The organism is Pseudomonas fluorescens (assembly GCF_902497855.1).
In the GTDB taxonomy this organism is placed as follows: Bacteria; Pseudomonadota; Gammaproteobacteria; order Pseudomonadales; family Pseudomonadaceae; genus Aquipseudomonas; species Aquipseudomonas fluorescens_BI.
Genome location: NZ_CABVHU010000002.1, coordinates 473,508 through 488,981 on the forward strand (window position 1 = coordinate 473,508; position 15,474 = coordinate 488,981).

Annotated in this window: 16 protein-coding genes; 11 read left to right on the forward strand and 5 right to left on the reverse strand. The window is 58.7% G+C overall.

The genetic code is table 11. From position 1 onward, the window contains the following. Positions 1-223: 223 nt before the first annotated feature. Together F8N96_RS07040 and F8N96_RS07045 are read left to right on the forward strand one after the other, a co-directional pair. Positions 224-2,662, forward strand: a complete 2,439-nt coding sequence (locus tag F8N96_RS07040) for a Lon protease family protein (RefSeq protein WP_150797198.1) — start codon at positions 224-226, stop codon at positions 2,660-2,662. A 320-nt stretch (positions 2,663-2,982) separates the two neighbouring features. Then, the gene (locus F8N96_RS07045) at positions 2,983-3,321 is read left to right on the forward strand and encodes a hypothetical protein (RefSeq protein ID WP_150764916.1); all 339 of its coding nucleotides are present in this window, start codon (positions 2,983-2,985) and stop codon (positions 3,319-3,321) included. Between the two features lie 5 nt (positions 3,322-3,326). Here F8N96_RS07045 and F8N96_RS07050 read toward each other — a convergent pair whose 3' ends face one another. Further along, positions 3,327-5,147 (reverse strand): hypothetical protein, encoded by a 1,821-nt coding sequence (locus F8N96_RS07050; RefSeq protein ID WP_150797199.1) that lies wholly within the window; start codon positions 5,145-5,147, stop codon positions 3,327-3,329. A 160-nt stretch (positions 5,148-5,307) separates the two neighbouring features. Here F8N96_RS07050 and F8N96_RS07055 point away from each other — a divergent pair, with 160 nt between their 5' ends. The 3 genes from F8N96_RS07055 (at position 5,308) to F8N96_RS07065 (ending at position 6,977) form a co-directional block, all read left to right on the forward strand. Further along, positions 5,308-5,796: a TIGR00645 family protein gene (locus F8N96_RS07055; RefSeq protein WP_150764914.1), complete on the forward strand. Its 489-nt coding sequence runs from the start codon at positions 5,308-5,310 to the stop codon at positions 5,794-5,796. Positions 5,797-5,927: 131 nt separating this feature from the next. Next, complete coding sequence (locus tag F8N96_RS07060; RefSeq protein WP_150797200.1) at positions 5,928-6,239, forward strand: DUF6482 family protein; 312 nt, start codon at positions 5,928-5,930, stop codon at positions 6,237-6,239. A gap of 120 nt (positions 6,240-6,359) precedes the next feature. Next, positions 6,360-6,977 carry an FKBP-type peptidyl-prolyl cis-trans isomerase gene (locus F8N96_RS07065; RefSeq protein ID WP_150797201.1) on the forward strand — a complete coding sequence of 206 codons (618 nt, stop codon included), beginning with the start codon at positions 6,360-6,362 and terminating at the stop codon, positions 6,975-6,977. 117 nt (positions 6,978-7,094) lie between these two features. Here F8N96_RS07065 and F8N96_RS07070 read toward each other — a convergent pair whose 3' ends face one another. The 3 genes from F8N96_RS07070 to F8N96_RS07080 form a co-directional block, all read right to left on the reverse strand. After that, positions 7,095-7,352 carry a hypothetical protein gene (locus F8N96_RS07070; protein WP_150797202.1) on the reverse strand — a complete coding sequence of 86 codons (258 nt, stop codon included), beginning with the start codon at positions 7,350-7,352 and terminating at the stop codon, positions 7,095-7,097. Positions 7,353-7,600: 248 nt separating this feature from the next. Beyond that, positions 7,601-7,942, reverse strand: coding sequence for a zinc ribbon domain-containing protein YjdM (locus tag F8N96_RS07075; protein ID WP_150797203.1), 342 nt, complete (start codon positions 7,940-7,942; stop codon positions 7,601-7,603). Between the two features lie 222 nt (positions 7,943-8,164). Then, positions 8,165-9,133, reverse strand: coding sequence for a polyprenyl synthetase family protein (locus tag F8N96_RS07080; protein WP_150797204.1), 969 nt, complete (start codon positions 9,131-9,133; stop codon positions 8,165-8,167). A gap of 240 nt (positions 9,134-9,373) precedes the next feature. Between F8N96_RS07080 and rplU the strand changes: the two genes are divergently transcribed. From rplU to F8N96_RS07105, 5 genes are all read left to right on the forward strand, one after another. After that, a complete protein-coding gene (gene rplU / locus F8N96_RS07085; RefSeq protein ID WP_003176051.1) occupies positions 9,374-9,688 on the forward strand; it encodes a 50S ribosomal protein L21 in 315 nt (104 codons plus the stop codon). Between the two features lie 35 nt (positions 9,689-9,723). Continuing rightward, on the forward strand, positions 9,724-9,999 hold the full coding sequence (gene rpmA / locus F8N96_RS07090; protein ID WP_007901871.1) for a 50S ribosomal protein L27: 276 nt from the start codon (positions 9,724-9,726) through the stop codon (positions 9,997-9,999). 194 nt (positions 10,000-10,193) lie between these two features. After that, positions 10,194-11,417, forward strand: a complete 1,224-nt coding sequence (gene cgtA, locus F8N96_RS07095) for an Obg family GTPase CgtA (protein ID WP_150797205.1) — start codon at positions 10,194-10,196, stop codon at positions 11,415-11,417. A gap of 137 nt (positions 11,418-11,554) precedes the next feature. Then, positions 11,555-12,673: a glutamate 5-kinase gene (gene proB, locus F8N96_RS07100; protein WP_150797281.1), complete on the forward strand. Its 1,119-nt coding sequence runs from the start codon at positions 11,555-11,557 to the stop codon at positions 12,671-12,673. An 11-nt stretch (positions 12,674-12,684) separates the two neighbouring features. Continuing rightward, positions 12,685-13,149, forward strand: coding sequence for a CreA family protein (locus F8N96_RS07105; protein ID WP_138964186.1), 465 nt, complete (start codon positions 12,685-12,687; stop codon positions 13,147-13,149). A gap of 214 nt (positions 13,150-13,363) precedes the next feature. On the opposite strand, the gene rpsT is transcribed toward F8N96_RS07105, so the two are convergent. Next, a complete protein-coding gene (rpsT, locus tag F8N96_RS07110) occupies positions 13,364-13,642 on the reverse strand; it encodes a 30S ribosomal protein S20 (RefSeq protein WP_008154937.1) in 279 nt (92 codons plus the stop codon). 252 nt (positions 13,643-13,894) lie between these two features. Here rpsT and murJ point away from each other — a divergent pair, with 252 nt between their 5' ends. Continuing rightward, positions 13,895-15,433 (forward strand): murein biosynthesis integral membrane protein MurJ, encoded by a 1,539-nt coding sequence (gene murJ, locus F8N96_RS07120; RefSeq protein ID WP_150797206.1) that lies wholly within the window; start codon positions 13,895-13,897, stop codon positions 15,431-15,433. The last annotated feature ends 41 nt before the right edge of the window (positions 15,434-15,474 follow it).

Here is a 15,474-nt window from a genome sequence, read left to right on the forward strand (position 1 = left end):
GCGCCAGTGGGCCGGTTATTGTTCCAGCCGCGCAGTTTGGAGTTTAGGCACGTTCCAGGGGTTCCGTGATTTTTTGCAATATATTCGCTGAAAACCTTGATTTAGACCCGGCCTGCCTGGAGATGCCGCTTTGACTATGCTTTGGCTTGAGGCGCGCCTTGCAAGTGATGCATGGGCAGCGCCAGAATGCCGCTATCTGCCCCGCCTGATGTAAGGAAGCCCGATGCCTGATCCTGTTGCTGCCAGCTTGCGTCTAGCGCCCGAAGCGCTGACCCGTCCGTTTTCCGCTGAACAGTTCAGCTTCTCTACCACCAATGATCTGGAGCCCTTTCGCGGTGTGCTTGGCCAGGAACGTGCGGTCGAAGCCTTGCAGTTCGGTGTGGCCATGCCACGCCCCGGTTACAACGTATTCGTCATGGGCGAGCCCGGCACTGGCCGGTTTTCGTTCGTCAAACGCTACCTGAAGGCCGAAGGCAAACGCCTGCAGACCCCGGCGGACTGGGTCTACGTCAACAATTTCGAAGATCCTCGCGAGCCGCGCGCCCTGGAACTGCCCGCAGGTACCGCCGGTGCCTTCATCGATGACATCAACGGTCTGATCGATAACCTGCTGGCGACGTTCCCGGCCGTGTTCGAGCACCCGTCGTACCAGCAGAAGAAAAGCGCCATCGATCGCGCGTTCAATCAACGTTATGACCGCGCGCTGGATGTGATCGAGCGCCTGGCACTCGAGAAAGACGTCGCGCTGTATCGCGACAGCAGCAACATCGCGTTCACCCCGATGTTTGAAGGCAAGGCGGTGGACGAAGCGGAATTCGCCCAGTTGCCGGAAGCCGATCGCGAGCGCTTCCACGACGACATTTCGTGGCTGGAAGAGCGGCTGAACGAAGAACTCGCCAGCCTGGCGCAGTGGAAGCGCGAGTCGAGCAATCAACTGCGCCAGCTCAACGAAGAAACCATCACCCTGGCCTTGCAGCCATTGCTCGCGCCGCTGTCGGAAAAATACGCGGAAAACGCCGGTGTTTGCGGCTACCTGCAAGCGATGCAGGTGTACCTGCTCAAGACCGTGGTCGAGCAACTGGTGGATGACAGCAAGCCTGACGCGGTCGCGCGCAAACTGCTGGAAGAGCAGTACGCGCCGAGCCTGGTGGTCGGTCATCCGGCCAGCGGCGGTGCGCCAGTGGTCTTCGAGCCGCACCCGACTTACGAAAACCTGTTCGGCCGAATCGAGTACACCACCGATCAGGGCGCTTTGTACACGACCTATCGGCAGCTGCGACCGGGGGCCTTTCACCGGGCCAACGGCGGGTTTCTGATCCTGGAAGCGGACAAAATGCTCAGCGAGCCGTTCGTATGGGATGCGCTCAAGCGCGCCCTGCAATCGCGCAAACTGAAAATGGAATCGCCGCTGGGCGAGATGGGGCGTTTCGCCACCGTGACCCTGACACCGCAACACATTCCGTTGCAGGTTAAAGTCATCATCATCGGCGCCCGGCAGCTGTACTACACGCTGCAAGACCTCGATCCGGACTTCCAGGAGATGTTCCGCGTCCTGGTGGATTTCGACGAAGACATTCCGATGGTCGACGAGAGCCTGGAGCAGTTCGCCCAGTTGCTCAAGACCCGCACCTCCGAAGAAGGCATGGCGCCGCTGACCGCCGATGCGGTGGCGCGCCTGGCGACGTACAGCGCGCGCCTTGCCGAACACCAGGGGCGTTTGTCGGCACGGATCGGTGATCTGTTCCAGCTGGTCAGCGAGGCGGATTTCATTCGTCAACTGGCGGGGGACGAGATGACCGACGCCGGGCACATCGAGCGTGCGCTGAAAGCCAAGGCCACCCGCACCGGGCGCGTCTCGGCGCGGATTCTCGATGACATGCTGGCCGGGATCATTCTCATCGACACGGACGGTGCCGCGGTGGGCAAGTGCAACGGGCTGACGGTACTGGAAGTGGGCGACTCGGCCTTTGGTGTGCCGGCGCGGATTTCCGCCACGGTCTATCCGGGTGGCAGCGGCATCGTCGACATCGAGCGCGAGGTCAACCTCGGCCAGCCGATTCACTCCAAGGGCGTGATGATCCTCACCGGGTATCTGGGCAGCCGTTATGCCCAGGAATTCCCCCTGGCGATTTCCGCCAGTATCGCTCTGGAGCAATCCTACGGTTACGTCGATGGCGACAGTGCATCGCTGGGCGAGGCCTGCACCCTGATTTCGGCCCTGTCGAAAACCCCGCTCAAGCAGTGCTTTGCGATTACCGGCTCGATCAACCAGTTCGGTGAAGTGCAGGCGGTGGGCGGGGTCAACGAGAAAATCGAAGGCTTCTTCCGACTCTGCGAAGCCCGCGGACTGACCGGTGAGCAGGGCGCGATCATTCCACAGGCCAACGTTGCCACGCTGATGCTCGACGAGAAGGTGCTGGCCGCAGTGCGCGCTGGGCAGTTCCATGTCTACGCGGTACGCCAGGCCGACGAGGCGCTGAGCCTGTTGGTCGGTGAACCGGCGGGTGCACCGGATGAGAATGGCGAATTCCCTGAAGGCAGCGTTAACGCGCGGGTGGTGGAGCGTTTGCGCGTGATCGCGGAAATGATCAGCGAGGAAGATCTCAAGGAGGCCGAGAAGGAGGCTGCGCAGGAAGCGTTGGCCGAAGCCAAACCGGCCTGACACCCACCTGAGGTCACACCCAACCCCCCTGTGGGAGCGAGCCTGCTCGCGAAGGCAATCTGTCATTCGACATGGATGTTGACTGACACACCGCTTTCGCGAGCAGGCTCGCTCCCACATTTGTATTATGTGAATACTGAATAGGTGCCATCACTCTGACGTCAATATTCACACAATGACCATTCGGCGCCTTGTGGTCTTACTTGACGTGCTAGTCAGATTTTTCTTCTATGATCAGCTCAAGGATATCGACAGTAATCACTGGATCGAGACAGCCTTCCCGTGGGGGCTGAATACCGGATCTACCGAGGGTCGCCGCCATGTCGCGCAACCTCTGCCTCACCCGTCAATGCCTGGGTCTTGTGACCCGTATCGAGTGTGCCATCCGCCCATTGGCGGGAGATACGGGCATGTGGACCTTGCTTTTCGCCGCCGGAATGGCCGGCGAACAACCTTCAGCCATCAAAGCCCAGGGCCCTTTCCATGGTCCCTTCGTGGCGGAATCGATCCTCGACACCATCGTTGAAAGCCTGACCTTGCATGGTTACGAGCTGGCTGATGACCCACAAATCTGGTGCCTGCACCTGCAAGCCCAGCTGCGGGAAATCAATGGTGGCCGTTCGCGCAATCTCGGCTTCGAGTTCCGGCCCGACCACTGAGATGACTATTGGGCAAGGTCAGCCTTGTCCAGTTTGACCTCGAAACCATATTGCACGGTGACGAGGTCAGTGCGCTGGTAAGTTTCCAGTTGGGTGGGCTGGCCGTAGAAGTAATGCACAGCGAATATCGCCGGGCCTTCTGCGCTCGCATCGTGACTGACCGACAAGATCTCCTTCAGATAATGGCCGCTGCCGTCCCTGGCGAAGAAACGCCAGTCCTGGGCGGGGAACAATTTCGAGTCGACCACCAGTGTGTTGCCTTTGATCTTCAGTCCTTTGGGTAATTGGTGGGCGTCGATGGTTTTCTTGTCGACGGTGGCCATGAACAGGGGAAAGGAGCCGACCACGTAGGCCGGCGTTTCCGGAAACAGGTTCAGGTCATAGGTGATCGTGCCGCGCGGGGGATCGACCTGGTATGCCTGCGGCGGCAATTCGATCGGCCCGTCGCGTTTGCCGTCAGCGTCTTCGGTAAAGAAAGTGACCGGGCTTTTGCCTGCGTTCAAGGCGGTGCCGAGCAGTTCATCATTGAAGCTTCTGGGATGATCGAACTCAATGCGCGCGGCACTCGGATCATCGACGGACTGACTGATGGTGACACTCTTTTTCAGTTGTTCCTCGCCCAGCGTTGCCCCCTGGAGCCAGGCCGGGGCCTGGTCGTCGTACACCACCACCGGCAACGTCAGCGGCTGGATGGATTTTGCCGTGGTGTGCCGGTCGAAGCGGCGTACCGGCAAGTTCAGGTTTTTGCGGGTTACTGTGGCAGCCGAAAAATCCAGCACGCTGACTTCCAGCGTTTCGATCGGCCCGTTGAAGTAAACCTTGGAGTAATGCTGTTTCTGTTGCTGCTCAAAGGTGCGTTGCTCCTCATCGAGCTGTTTTTCGAATGCCTCGCTCCAGGCCTTCTGCTGTTGCATATTCGCCAGTTGCTTTTGATAGAAGGCTATTTGCGCAGCGGTTTCATTGATCGAGCCCGAGCGCGAGAGGAATTGCCCGGTGCTGTCCCTGGCCTGGACGATCAACGGGTTCAACGCTGCGTCGCTGAGCTCGGCGGCCAGGGGCGCGCTGTTGCTGAATTCGATTTCGGCGTAGTTGTTGTCCATGTTCAGCAGGGTGACGCTGAGGTTATCGTTGGTACGGGTTTGACCGACGTCCTTTTGCGTCAGGTCGAAGCTGTAGAGCCGGCGCGGCGCGATGACTTCCACTTTGCCCTGCAGGCTCACCGGTTGTGGCTGGTTCTTGTTTTCGACGTCCAGGCCATCAATGAACGGGTAGGTTACCGTCAAGTCATCGGGGTTGGTCAGGTTGGAGCTCGACGGACTCAACTGAATGCCGGGATCGGTTTCCGACCATTCCGGCTGGAACGGGATGACGCGCTTGTTGCTCAAGGTCACCGACTGCCACTCCACGCCATGGGGAAAGAGAAACGCGGCCGGAATGTTGAAGTTGAAGGGGAACACTGGCTGCAGGTCGGTCAAGTAATCGGAGCTGGAGTCTTTGTGCAGCACGAACAGACCGTTGATGTAGGTGTCGACCAGATCTTGTGGCGCAGGGTAGTGCTTGAGCACGGCGAGGACGTCTTCGTCGTATTCGGTTTCCACAGGTTTGCTCTCGAGCTTGAGCTGAGCACGCTCGAGCAACAACAGTGAACCGCCGAGTTCGGCCACGGCATTCTTGAGTTTCGGATCCTGAATCGCGTCCAGAGACTTCTCGAACTGCGCCGTCTTCTCCTCGAGGCTGACCGGGTTCTTGGCATCACTCGGTGAGCAGCCGCTCAACAGCAGGGCCAGGCAAATTCCGGCGCTCGTTAAAGGCAATCGCACATCCATTTTCCCGTCTTCCTGTCCGATGTCGCTGAGCTGTCAATAGTTTGGACACTAGCAGAAAAACCTTGTCACACACGCGCAGGTTACGGATTTTTCGGTTGTTTCTGGGTGTAACGGGTGACTGGTATACTCGCGTCCATTTCCAGCCTACCTGTGAGATTCAATGGAACGCTTTATCGAAAATGCAATGTATGCCTCCCGCTGGCTGCTGGCGCCAATCTACTTCGGTCTGTCCCTTGGACTGTTGGCCCTGGCGCTGAAATTCTTCCAGGAAGTGTTTCACGTCATCCCTAACGTATTCTCGATGGTCGAGTCGGAACTGATTCTGGTGCTGCTGTCGCTGATCGACATGGCGCTGGTGGGCGGTTTGCTGGTGATGGTGATGATCTCCGGGTACGAAAACTTCGTTTCCCAACTCGACATCGATGACAACAAGGAGAAACTCAACTGGCTGGGCACCATGGATTCGTCTTCGTTGAAGATGAAGGTGGCGGCCTCCATCGTGGCGATTTCCTCCATTCACCTGCTGCGGATCTTCATGGATGCACAGAACATCGATCCCGCGCATTTGATGTGGTATGTGATCATTCACATGACCTTCGTGATCTCGGCGTTTGCCATGGGTTACCTGGACAAGCTGACCAAGCACTGATCGGTTTTTTTGCATTCCATACCGCCCGTCCGTTGCGAAACAGACGGGCGGTATCGTTTGTGGCTTGTGCTTTGAAGCGTCGAAGCCTATGCCTGTAAGAAACCTGGGTCGCCACAGTGTGAGGTGTGTTCATGAACCTGCAAGAATTGAGTGCCTATGCCATCGCCGGCAAAGTCGATGAGCTCAACCTGATCTCGATGGAAGGGGGAATCTATCTGCTGGAAGCGCGCATGCACGGCGCGGCCTATCCCCTGAGCGACGCGCGCGGCCAGGCATTTCATCTGCGCTCGGTCGAGCATGCCCGTGAAGTGCTTCATGCCTTTCCCTCCTTGCTGTTCAACGTTGTGCACACCTCGGTTCATGACGAAATGTGCGGACTCGTTGCCAGTTCGGAAGAAAGCCTGAAGATACCGATCACCTTCCGTACCGGGTGGCAGCACTGACCCCCTGATCAACGCGATGGCATCTGTGCTAGTCTGCTGGCCCTTTTGGTTCCGGGCGCTCCGGGACGCGCTGTGCACGCACGGCAAGTTCCCGGGCCGTCCGCACAGCGGAGCAGTGTCATGTCCGAAGTAAATCTGTCCACCGACGAAACCCGCGTCAGCTACGGTATTGGCCGTCAGCTGGGCGACCAACTGCGCGACAACCCGCCACCGGGTGTAAGCCTGGACGCGATCCTGGCAGGTCTGACCGACGCTTTCGCCGGCAAGCCAAGCCGTGTGGGTCAGGAAGAAATGTCCGCCAGCTTCAAGGTTATCCGCGAAATCATGCAAGCCGAAGCGGCAGCCAAGGCTGAAGCGGCGGCGGGCGAAGGCCTGGCCTTCCTGGCTGAAAACGCCAAGCGTGACGGCATCACTACCCTGGCTTCCGGCCTGCAATTTGAAGTGTTGACCGCAGGTGAAGGCGCCAAGCCATCCCGTGAAGACACCGTGCGCACCCACTACCACGGCACGCTGATCGACGGCACTGTGTTCGACAGCTCCTATGATCGTGGCCAGCCTGCAGAATTCCCGGTTGGCGGCGTGATCGCTGGCTGGACCGAAGCCCTGCAACTGATGAACGCCGGCAGCAAATGGCGTCTGTACGTGCCGAGCGAACTGGCTTACGGCGCTCAAGGCGTTGGCAGCATTGCGCCGCACAGCGTACTGGTGTTCGACGTCGAGCTGCTCGACGTTCTGTAAGCCCTTGATCCTGTAGGAGCGAAGCTTGCTCGCGAAAGCATCACCTCGGTGTCAAGTCGGAACCGAGTCGACTGCTTCGCGAGCAAGCTTCGCTCCTACAGGGTTTTGTGGTGTGTCTCATAGCTCAATCCTGTGGTGCAGATCGCTGGTCGGGCGCAACGCCCTGGCATAGCAGAACAGAAACAGATTACGCACCAGTTCCTTGAGCACCACCGGCTCGCTGGAACTCAAGCCGTTGACGTCCAGGTCACCCTGATCCTGCAGCTCGTTCAAGGCTTCTTCTTCAAGCACTGCACAGACTTCCCCGGTTTCCCGATGCAGGATCCTGAGGTAAGGGTGTGGGCGGTCCAGCCAGGCGTCGATCAAATAAGTCATGGTTCTCATCTCCATTGAAGGGTTCAATGAGAATAATTCTTATTCATTAAATAGCAAGGACCTATTGGCCGTTTGTGCTTTTTTCCGGATGTAACCTGTAGGAGCCGGCAGTGCTGGCGATGCAGGCGACGGGGTTCAGACTTGGAACCGAGTGGATGCCATTCGCCAGCAAGCCGGCTCCTACGATCACGAGGCGAGGAGGGTGAAGCACCATCCCACGCAGGGCGCAGGATGGTAATACAGCAGAATCAGACTTTTCTGACGAACTCGGATTTGAGTTTCATCGGGCCGATGCCGTCGATTTTGCAGTCGATGTCGTGATCGCCCTCGCACAGGCGGATGTTCTTGACCTTGGTGCCGACCTTGACCACCAGCGACGTGCCCTTGACCTTGAGGTCCTTGATCACGGTGATGGTGTCGCCATCCTGCAGGACGTTGCCGACCGAATCTTTTTTCACGGTGTCATCGGACGCTGCTTCGGCTTCACCACCCGCGGACCACTCGTGGGCGCACTCGGGGCAGATCAGCTGGGCGCCGTCTTCGTAGGTGTATTCGGAATTGCATTTCGGGCAGGGTGGCAACGTGCTCACTAAAGCTCCTTGGATTCAGGATCGCTAAAAAGCGCACATTATATAGGGTTTTAGGCGCCGTAGGAGCCGGCTTGCTGGCGAATGCATATACCACGGTGTTTCAGGAGCCTCGGGGTGATGCATTCGCTGTAGGAGCCGGCTTGCTGGCGATGCATACGCCACGGTGTTTCAGAAGTACCGTGGTGATGCATTCGCCAGCAAGCCGGCTCCTACGAAGGGCGGTCAGTGCGTGCGGGCGACCGCAAACTCGCTCAACTCGACCAGCGCATCGCGATACTCGCTGGCAGGCAGCGCATCGAGGCACTTGATCGCACGGGCCACGTAGTCGCGGGCCAGCTGTGCGGTGTACTCGAGGGAGCCGGACGCTTCGACGGCCTCGCGGATGCTTTCCAGGTCTTCGATGCCACCTTTCTGGATCGCCTTGCGCACCAGGGCAGCCTGTTCCGGCGTACCTTCGCGCATGGTGTAGATCAGCGGCAGGGTCGGCTTGCCTTCGGCCAGATCGTCACCGACGTTCTTGCCGAGGGTTTGCGCGTCCCCTTTATAGTCCAGCAGGTCATCGACCAACTGGAAGGCGACACCCAGGTGATCGCCGAAGGTGCGCAGCGCTTCACTCTGTTCCTGTGTGGCGCCGGCCAGGGCCGCGGCACTGTGGGTCGAGGCTTCGAAGAGCATCGCCGTCTTGCCGCGGATGACTTCCATGTAGGTTTCTTCGGTGGTGCTGGCGTCACGGACCTTCGACAGCTGCAGCACTTCGCCTTCGGCGATGATCCGCGTGGCCTGCGAAAGGATCTTCATCACCGGCATGGAGCCCAGTTCGACCATCATTTCGAAGGAGCGCGAATACAGGAAGTCGCCGACCAGCACGCTCGGAGCGTTGCCCCACATGGCGTTGGCCGTCGAGCGGCCCCGGCGCATGCCGGACATGTCGACCACGTCGTCATGCAGCAGGGTCGCGGTGTGCAGGAACTCGATGGTCGCGGCCAGCAGGCGCATGTCATCGCCTTCGCGACCCAGGGCCTTGCCACACAGCAACACTAATAACGGGCGCAGGCGTTTACCGCCGGCCGAGGTAATGTAGTCGCCGATCTTCGAGACCAGCGGCACTCGGGAAGTCAGCTGCTTCTTGATGATGCCGTCGACGGCTTTGAAATCGTCCGCCACCGCGCGGTAGAAAGCTTGGGGTTGCATCAGAGACAGTTGCTCCAGAAGGGTTGCGCGGCATGCTAGGACCCACGTCGGCGGGTGTCAAGGCACGATGGACGGCCCCTTGCATCGCCCTGTCAGCTTGCGTACAATCGCGCACCCTGAACTTCCTGGGCAGCACCTGCCTTACGCAATTGCAAACGGGCCTTCCAGCCTTATGCAGCCATGCCAGCCAATACCTCTTCTTATAAAGAGCTGGGTGAGCAGGATTATCGGAGAAATACCATGTCTTATGCAGTAATCGTTACTGGTGGCAAGCAGTACAAAGTTGCTCCAGGTGAATACCTGAAGATCGAAAAACTGGAAATCGCTACCGGCGAATCCGTTACTTTTGATCGCGTTCTGTTGGTTGCCAATGGCGACGACGTGAATATCGGCGCTCCAGTTGTTGCTGGCGCTACCGTTGTGGCTGAAGTGATCTCCCAAGGTCGTCACGATAAAGTCCGCATCATCAAGTTCCGTCGCCGTAAGCACCACATGAAGCGTATGGGCCACCGCCAGTGGTACACCGAGATCAAAATCACCGGTATTCAGGCTTAATTTCAGCCTAATTCCTCACTAGGAGAATTGAACTCATGGCACACAAAAAAGCTGGTGGTAGTACCCGTAACGGTCGCGACTCAGAAGCCAAACGCCTTGGCGTGAAGATGTATGGCGGCCAGGTTATCATTCCGGGCAACATCATCGTGCGTCAGCGCGGCACCCAATTCCACGCTGGCTACGGCGTTGGCATGGGCAAGGATCACACTCTGTTCGCTAAAATCGACGGCGTGATCAAGTTCGAAGTAAAAGGCGCCTTCGGTCGCCGTTACGTGAGCATTGTCCCGAAGACTGACGTCGTCGCGGCATAATTACGTAGTTGCTGGAAAAGCCCTGTCTCGCGACGGGGCTTTTTCGTTTGTGGGGTGAGTCTCTTGCAAAGCTGTTTGTAATGGGCGAAAGCAGCTGGATTTGCGGTCGTTGCTTGAGGTCGCTGCGCTCATTTTTGCAAGAGTCTTATGTCTTGGTTTTTTCGGCTCGTCCGTATGGCGAGAGGCGTTTTGTTATGAAGTTTGTTGATGAAGTATCGATTCGAGTAAAGGCCGGTGACGGCGGCAACGGTTGCATGAGCTTCCGTCGCGAGAAATTCATTGAAAACGGTGGCCCGAACGGCGGCGACGGTGGTGATGGCGGCTCGGTCTACATGATCGCCGACGAAAACCTCAATACCCTGGTGGACTACCGTTACACCCGGCACTTCGATGCCGAGCGTGGTTCCAACGGCGGCAGCACCGACTGCACTGGCAAGAAAGGTGAAGAGCTGGTGCTGCGTGTACCGGTCGGCACCACTGTTATCGACGCTGGTACCCAGGAAGTGATCGGCGACCTGACCAAGGCTGGCCAGAAACTGCTGGTGGCTCATGGTGGCTGGCACGGTCTGGGCAACACTCGTTTCAAGTCCAGTACCAACCGCGCTCCGCGTCAGACCACTCCGGGTAAGCCGGGTGAGGCGCGTGACCTCAAGCTGGAAATGAAGGTGTTGGCTGACGTCGGCCTGCTGGGCTTGCCAAATGCCGGCAAAAGTACCTTCATCCGTTCGGTGTCGGCCGCCAAGCCGAAAGTTGCCGACTACCCGTTCACCACGCTGGTGCCAAACCTGGGCGTGGTCAGCGTCGATCGCTGGAAGAGCTTCGTGGTTGCGGACATTCCGGGCCTGATCGAAGGCGCTTCCGATGGTGCGGGCCTGGGGATTCGCTTCCTCAAGCACTTGTCCCGTACCCGTTTGCTGCTGCACCTCGTCGACATGGCGCCACTGGATGACAACAGTGCCCCGGATGCGGCTGAAGTGATCGTCAGCGAGCTGACCAAGTTCAGCCCGTCCCTGGCCGAGCGTGACCGTTGGTTGGTGCTGAACAAGTGTGACCAGATCCTTGAGGAAGAGCACGACGCTCGCGTCAAGGAAATCGTCGATCGCCTGGAGTGGACGGGGCCGGTGTACGTGATCTCGGCCATCTCCAAGCTGGGCACCGAGCGTCTGTGCCACGACATCATGCGCTACATGGAAGATCGTGCCGATCGCCTGGCCAACGACCCGGCCTACAAGGAAGAGCTGGCCGATCTCGATCAGCGCATCGAAGACGAAGCCCGTGCCCAGTTGCAGGCCTTGGATGACCAGCGTGCCCTGCGCCGCAGCGGCGTGAAGTCGGTCCATGACATCGGCGACGATGATTGGGACGAAGAAGATGTGGATGACGAAGACGGTCCGGAAATCATTTACGTGCGTGATTGATTCGTTGCGATAAACTTAAGCGCCGCTCACATGAGCGGCGTTTTAGTATCTGGAAATCGATCGTTGGTCACAAATAACCACGATTAACGTCACGGGCAGTGCCAGGTCGCGCTGTCCTCAAGCTAAGGTTGAAGATGATGCGGAGCAAGGTGGCAGGTGCGCAGCGTTGGGTCGTGAAAATCGGCAGCGCGTTGCTGACGGCGGACGGCAAGGGCCTGGATCGCGCGGCAATGGGGGTCTGGGTCGAGCAGATGGTGGCGTTGCATGAGGCGGGCGTCGAGTTGGTGCTGGTGTCCTCCGGGGCGGTAGCCGCAGGCATGAGCCGTCTGGGCTGGACCGTGCGACCCAGTGCGATGCACGAGTTGCAGGCGGCTGCCGCCATCGGCCAGATGGGCCTGGTGCAGGCCTGGGAGTCGAGCTTTGCCGAGCATGGCCGGCATACCGCGCAGATTCTCCTGACGCACGATGACCTGTCTGACCGCAAACGCTACCTGAACGCCCGCAGTACCTTGCGTGCGCTGGTCGAGCTCAAGGTTATCCCGGTCATCAACGAGAACGACACGGTGGTCACTGATGAAATTCGTTTCGGCGACAACGATACCCTCGCGGCGCTGGTGGCCAACCTGGTCGAAGCTGACTTGCTGGTGATCCTCACCGATCGCGATGGCATGTTCGACGCCGACCCGCGTAACAACCCTGGCGCCAACCTAATTTACGAAGCCCGTGCCGATGATCCGGCGCTGGATGCGGTGGCCGGTGGTACCGGTGGCGCGCTGGGGCGCGGCGGCATGCAGACCAAATTGCGCGCTGCGCGACTGGCGGCGCGCTCCGGTGCGCACACGATCATTGTGGGCGGGCGCCTTGAGCGGGTGCTGGATCGCCTCAAGGCGGGCGAGCGGATCGGCACCTTGCTGTCGCCTGAGCGCGGCATGCTGGCGGCGCGCAAGCAATGGCTGGCCGGGCATCTGCAGACCCGCGGCACGCTGGTGCTGGATGCGGGCGCGGTGACGGCGTTGTCCAAGGGCAACAAGAGTTTGTTGCCGGTGGGTGTCAAGCTCGTCCAGGGTAGTTTTCGGCGTGGCGAAATGGTGGTCTGCGTCGCGCCGGACGGTCGTGAAATTGCCCGTGGCTTGGCCAACTACAGCGCGCTGGAGGCACAAAAAATCATTGGTCAGTCGTCTGAGGCGATTGTCAGTCTGTTGGGTTACATGGCGGAGCCGGAGTTGGTTCACCGCGATAACCTGATCCTGGTCTAAGGAATACCTGAATGCGCGTGGCAAAAGGATGGTTGGGTCTGCTGTTGGCGATGCCGCTGCTGGCCTCGGCCGAGGAGATCGGTCAGGTGTCGACAGTGTTCAAGTTTGTCGGCCCGAACGACCGTATCGTGGTCGAAGCCTTTGATGATCCCAAGGTCGAGGGCGTGACCTGCTACCTGTCGCGCGCCAAGACGGGTGGGGTGAAGGGCGGTCTGGGGCTGGCTGAAGATCGTGCGGAGGCGTCGATTGCTTGCCGTCAGGTCGGGCCAATCAGCTTCAAGGGGGAGCTGAAGGATGGCGACGAAGTGTTCAAGGAGCGCACTTCGCTGGTATTCAAGACCATGCAGGTGGTGCGGTTCCTCGACAAGAAGCGCAATACCCTGGTTTATCTGGTCTACAGCGATCGTTTGATTGAAGGCAGTCCGCAGAATGCGGTGACAGCCATTCCTATCCTGCCATGGGCGCACGTTCAATAAGCTGACGCAAATCGAAATGTGGGAGCGGCGGTGCGACGATTCGACTTGCTCGCGAAGGCGGTGTGTCAGGCGACATTAATGTCATCTGATGCTCCCTCTTCGCGAGCAAGTCGAATCGTCGCACCGCCGCTCCCACATTTTTTTGCGGTGTGCCTGGTAAATCGCAGGCAATAAAAAACCGACCCTGAGGTCGGTTTTTTAACAAGCTTATCGCTTATGCGGCAACAGCAAGGTTCAGAGCCTTGACGTGACCGTTCAGGCGGCTCTTATGACGAGCGGCCTTGTTCTTGTGGATGATGCCTTTATCGGCCATACGGTCGATAACTGGCACGGCCAGAACGTAAGCAGCTTGAGCTTTTTCAGCGTCTTTTGCGTCAATGGCCTTAACTACATTCTTGATGTAGGTACGAACCATGGAACGCAGGCTGGCGTTGTGGCTGCGACGCTTCTCAGCCTGTTTTGCACGTTTTTTGGCGGAAGGTGTGTTGGCCACCGTCGAGCTCCTCGAAAGACTTTTTAGGAAATAGCAAACAAAATAGGCCGCGAATCATGCCGATGAGTTGATGTCTTGTCAAGGGCGGTTGAGACGTTCCGCTAAGTGGTAGGTATAAAGAGGCGGGATATTTATTTCCGGCGCTTGACCTGTAAACTCGCGAGCTTTGGCTCTGTGCTGCTGCGGCGCGGAGTATCGCATAAGTGGGCGCTTTGTTCGCCTGCTGTTTATCGACAGGCACAAACTCTTTCAATGAATCTGCTCAAATCGTTGGCCGCCGTCAGCTCTATCACGATGATTTCCCGGGTTCTGGGGTTCGTCAGGGACACTTTAATCGCACGGGCATTTGGCGCGGGGATGGCGACCGACGCCTTCTTTATCGCCTTCAAATTGCCCAATCTGCTGCGCAGGATCTTCGCCGAGGGGGCGTTTTCCCAAGCCTTCGTGCCGATTCTGGCGGAATACAAAAGCCAGAAGGGCGAGGAGGCGACGCGGACCTTTATCGCTTATGTCTGCGGCCTGCTGACGCTGGTGCTGGCGCTGGTCACCGTGCTGGGCATGGTTGCCGCGCCGTGGGTCATCTGGGCGACTGCGCCGGGTTTCACCGATACCCCGGAAAAGTTCGAGCTGACCGTGAGCCTGTTGCGGGTCACTTTCCCGTATATATTGCTGATCTCCCTGTCTTCATTGGCCGGCGCGATCCTCAATACGTATAACCGCTTCTCGGTGCCGGCCTTTGTGCCGACGCTGCTCAACGTCAGCATGATCATCTTTGCGGTGTTCCTGACGCCGTACTTCGATCCGCCGGTCATGGCCCTGGGCTGGGCGGTACTGGTGGGTGGCCTGGCGCAATTGCTCTACCAACTGCCGCACCTGAAAAAGATCGGCATGCTGGTACTGCCGCGCCTGAATTTGCGCGACAGCGGGGTCTGGCGGGTGTTGAAGCAGATGGCGCCAGCGATTCTCGGTGTTTCGGTGAGCCAGATTTCACTGATCATCAACACCATCTTCGCCTCCTTTCTGGTCGCCGGTTCCGTGTCCTGGATGTATTACGCCGACCGCTTGATGGAATTGCCGTCCGGTGTGCTGGGCGTGGCTTTGGGCACGATTTTGCTGCCGACCCTTGCCAAGTCCTATGCCAGCAAGGATCGTCACGAATATTCGCGAATCCTCGACTGGGGTCTGCGCCTGTGCTTCATACTGGTGTTGCCGTGCTCGCTGGCGCTGGGGATCCTGGCGGAGCCGCTGACGGTCTCACTGTTCCAGTACGGGCAGTTCAGTGCATTCGATGCGGCCATGACTCAGCGCGCTCTGGTCGCCTATTCGATCGGTCTGCTGGGGATTATCGTCATCAAAGTGTTGGCTCCGGGCTTTTATGCGCAACAAAACATCCGAACCCCGGTAAAAATCGCGATTTTCACCCTGGTCTGCACCCAGCTGTTCAACCTGGCGTTGATCGGCCCGCTGGCGCACGCCGGCCTGGCCCTGGCTATCAGCGCCGGTGCCTGCCTCAACGCCGGCCTGTTGTTCTATCAACTGCGCAAGCAGCAGATGTACCAGCCGCAGCCTGGCTGGGCGAAATTCGGAGTTAAACTGGTGGTCGCGGTGCTGGTGATGTCCGCGGTCTTGCTGGGCGCGATGCATTTCATGCCAGCCTGGGATCAGGGGCACATGCTCGAACGATTCCTGCGTCTGGGCGCGCTGGTAACGGCCGGCGTAGTGGCGTATTTCGGCATGTTGCTGTTGATGGGCTTCCGTTTGCGCGACTTCAATCGCAAGGCGCTGAGCTGAGGTTTCGGCCTCGATAAACATGGGCGGGCCGGCAGTTTTGT

Excerpts from the sequence above, each read along its gene's own strand:
- F8N96_RS07040 (WP_150797198.1), top strand. The coding sequence starts at position 224 with ATGCCTGATCCTGTTGCTGCCAGCTTGCGTCTAGCGCCCGAAGCGCTG.
- F8N96_RS07045 (WP_150764916.1), top strand. The coding sequence starts at position 2,983 with ATGTCGCGCAACCTCTGCCTCACCCGTCAATGCCTGGGTCTTGTGACC.
- F8N96_RS07050 (WP_150797199.1), bottom strand. The coding sequence starts at position 5,147 with ATGGATGTGCGATTGCCTTTAACGAGCGCCGGAATTTGCCTGGCCCTG.
- F8N96_RS07055 (WP_150764914.1), top strand. The coding sequence starts at position 5,308 with ATGGAACGCTTTATCGAAAATGCAATGTATGCCTCCCGCTGGCTGCTG.
- F8N96_RS07060 (WP_150797200.1), top strand. The coding sequence starts at position 5,928 with ATGAACCTGCAAGAATTGAGTGCCTATGCCATCGCCGGCAAAGTCGAT.
- F8N96_RS07065 (WP_150797201.1), top strand. The coding sequence starts at position 6,360 with ATGTCCGAAGTAAATCTGTCCACCGACGAAACCCGCGTCAGCTACGGT.
- F8N96_RS07070 (WP_150797202.1), bottom strand. The coding sequence starts at position 7,352 with ATGACTTATTTGATCGACGCCTGGCTGGACCGCCCACACCCTTACCTC.
- F8N96_RS07080 (WP_150797204.1), bottom strand. The coding sequence starts at position 9,133 with ATGCAACCCCAAGCTTTCTACCGCGCGGTGGCGGACGATTTCAAAGCC.
- rplU (WP_003176051.1), top strand. The coding sequence starts at position 9,374 with ATGTCTTATGCAGTAATCGTTACTGGTGGCAAGCAGTACAAAGTTGCT.
- rpmA (WP_007901871.1), top strand. The coding sequence starts at position 9,724 with ATGGCACACAAAAAAGCTGGTGGTAGTACCCGTAACGGTCGCGACTCA.
- cgtA (WP_150797205.1), top strand. The coding sequence starts at position 10,194 with ATGAAGTTTGTTGATGAAGTATCGATTCGAGTAAAGGCCGGTGACGGC.
- proB (WP_150797281.1), top strand. The coding sequence starts at position 11,555 with ATGCGGAGCAAGGTGGCAGGTGCGCAGCGTTGGGTCGTGAAAATCGGC.
- F8N96_RS07105 (WP_138964186.1), top strand. The coding sequence starts at position 12,685 with ATGCGCGTGGCAAAAGGATGGTTGGGTCTGCTGTTGGCGATGCCGCTG.
- murJ (WP_150797206.1), top strand. The coding sequence starts at position 13,895 with ATGAATCTGCTCAAATCGTTGGCCGCCGTCAGCTCTATCACGATGATT.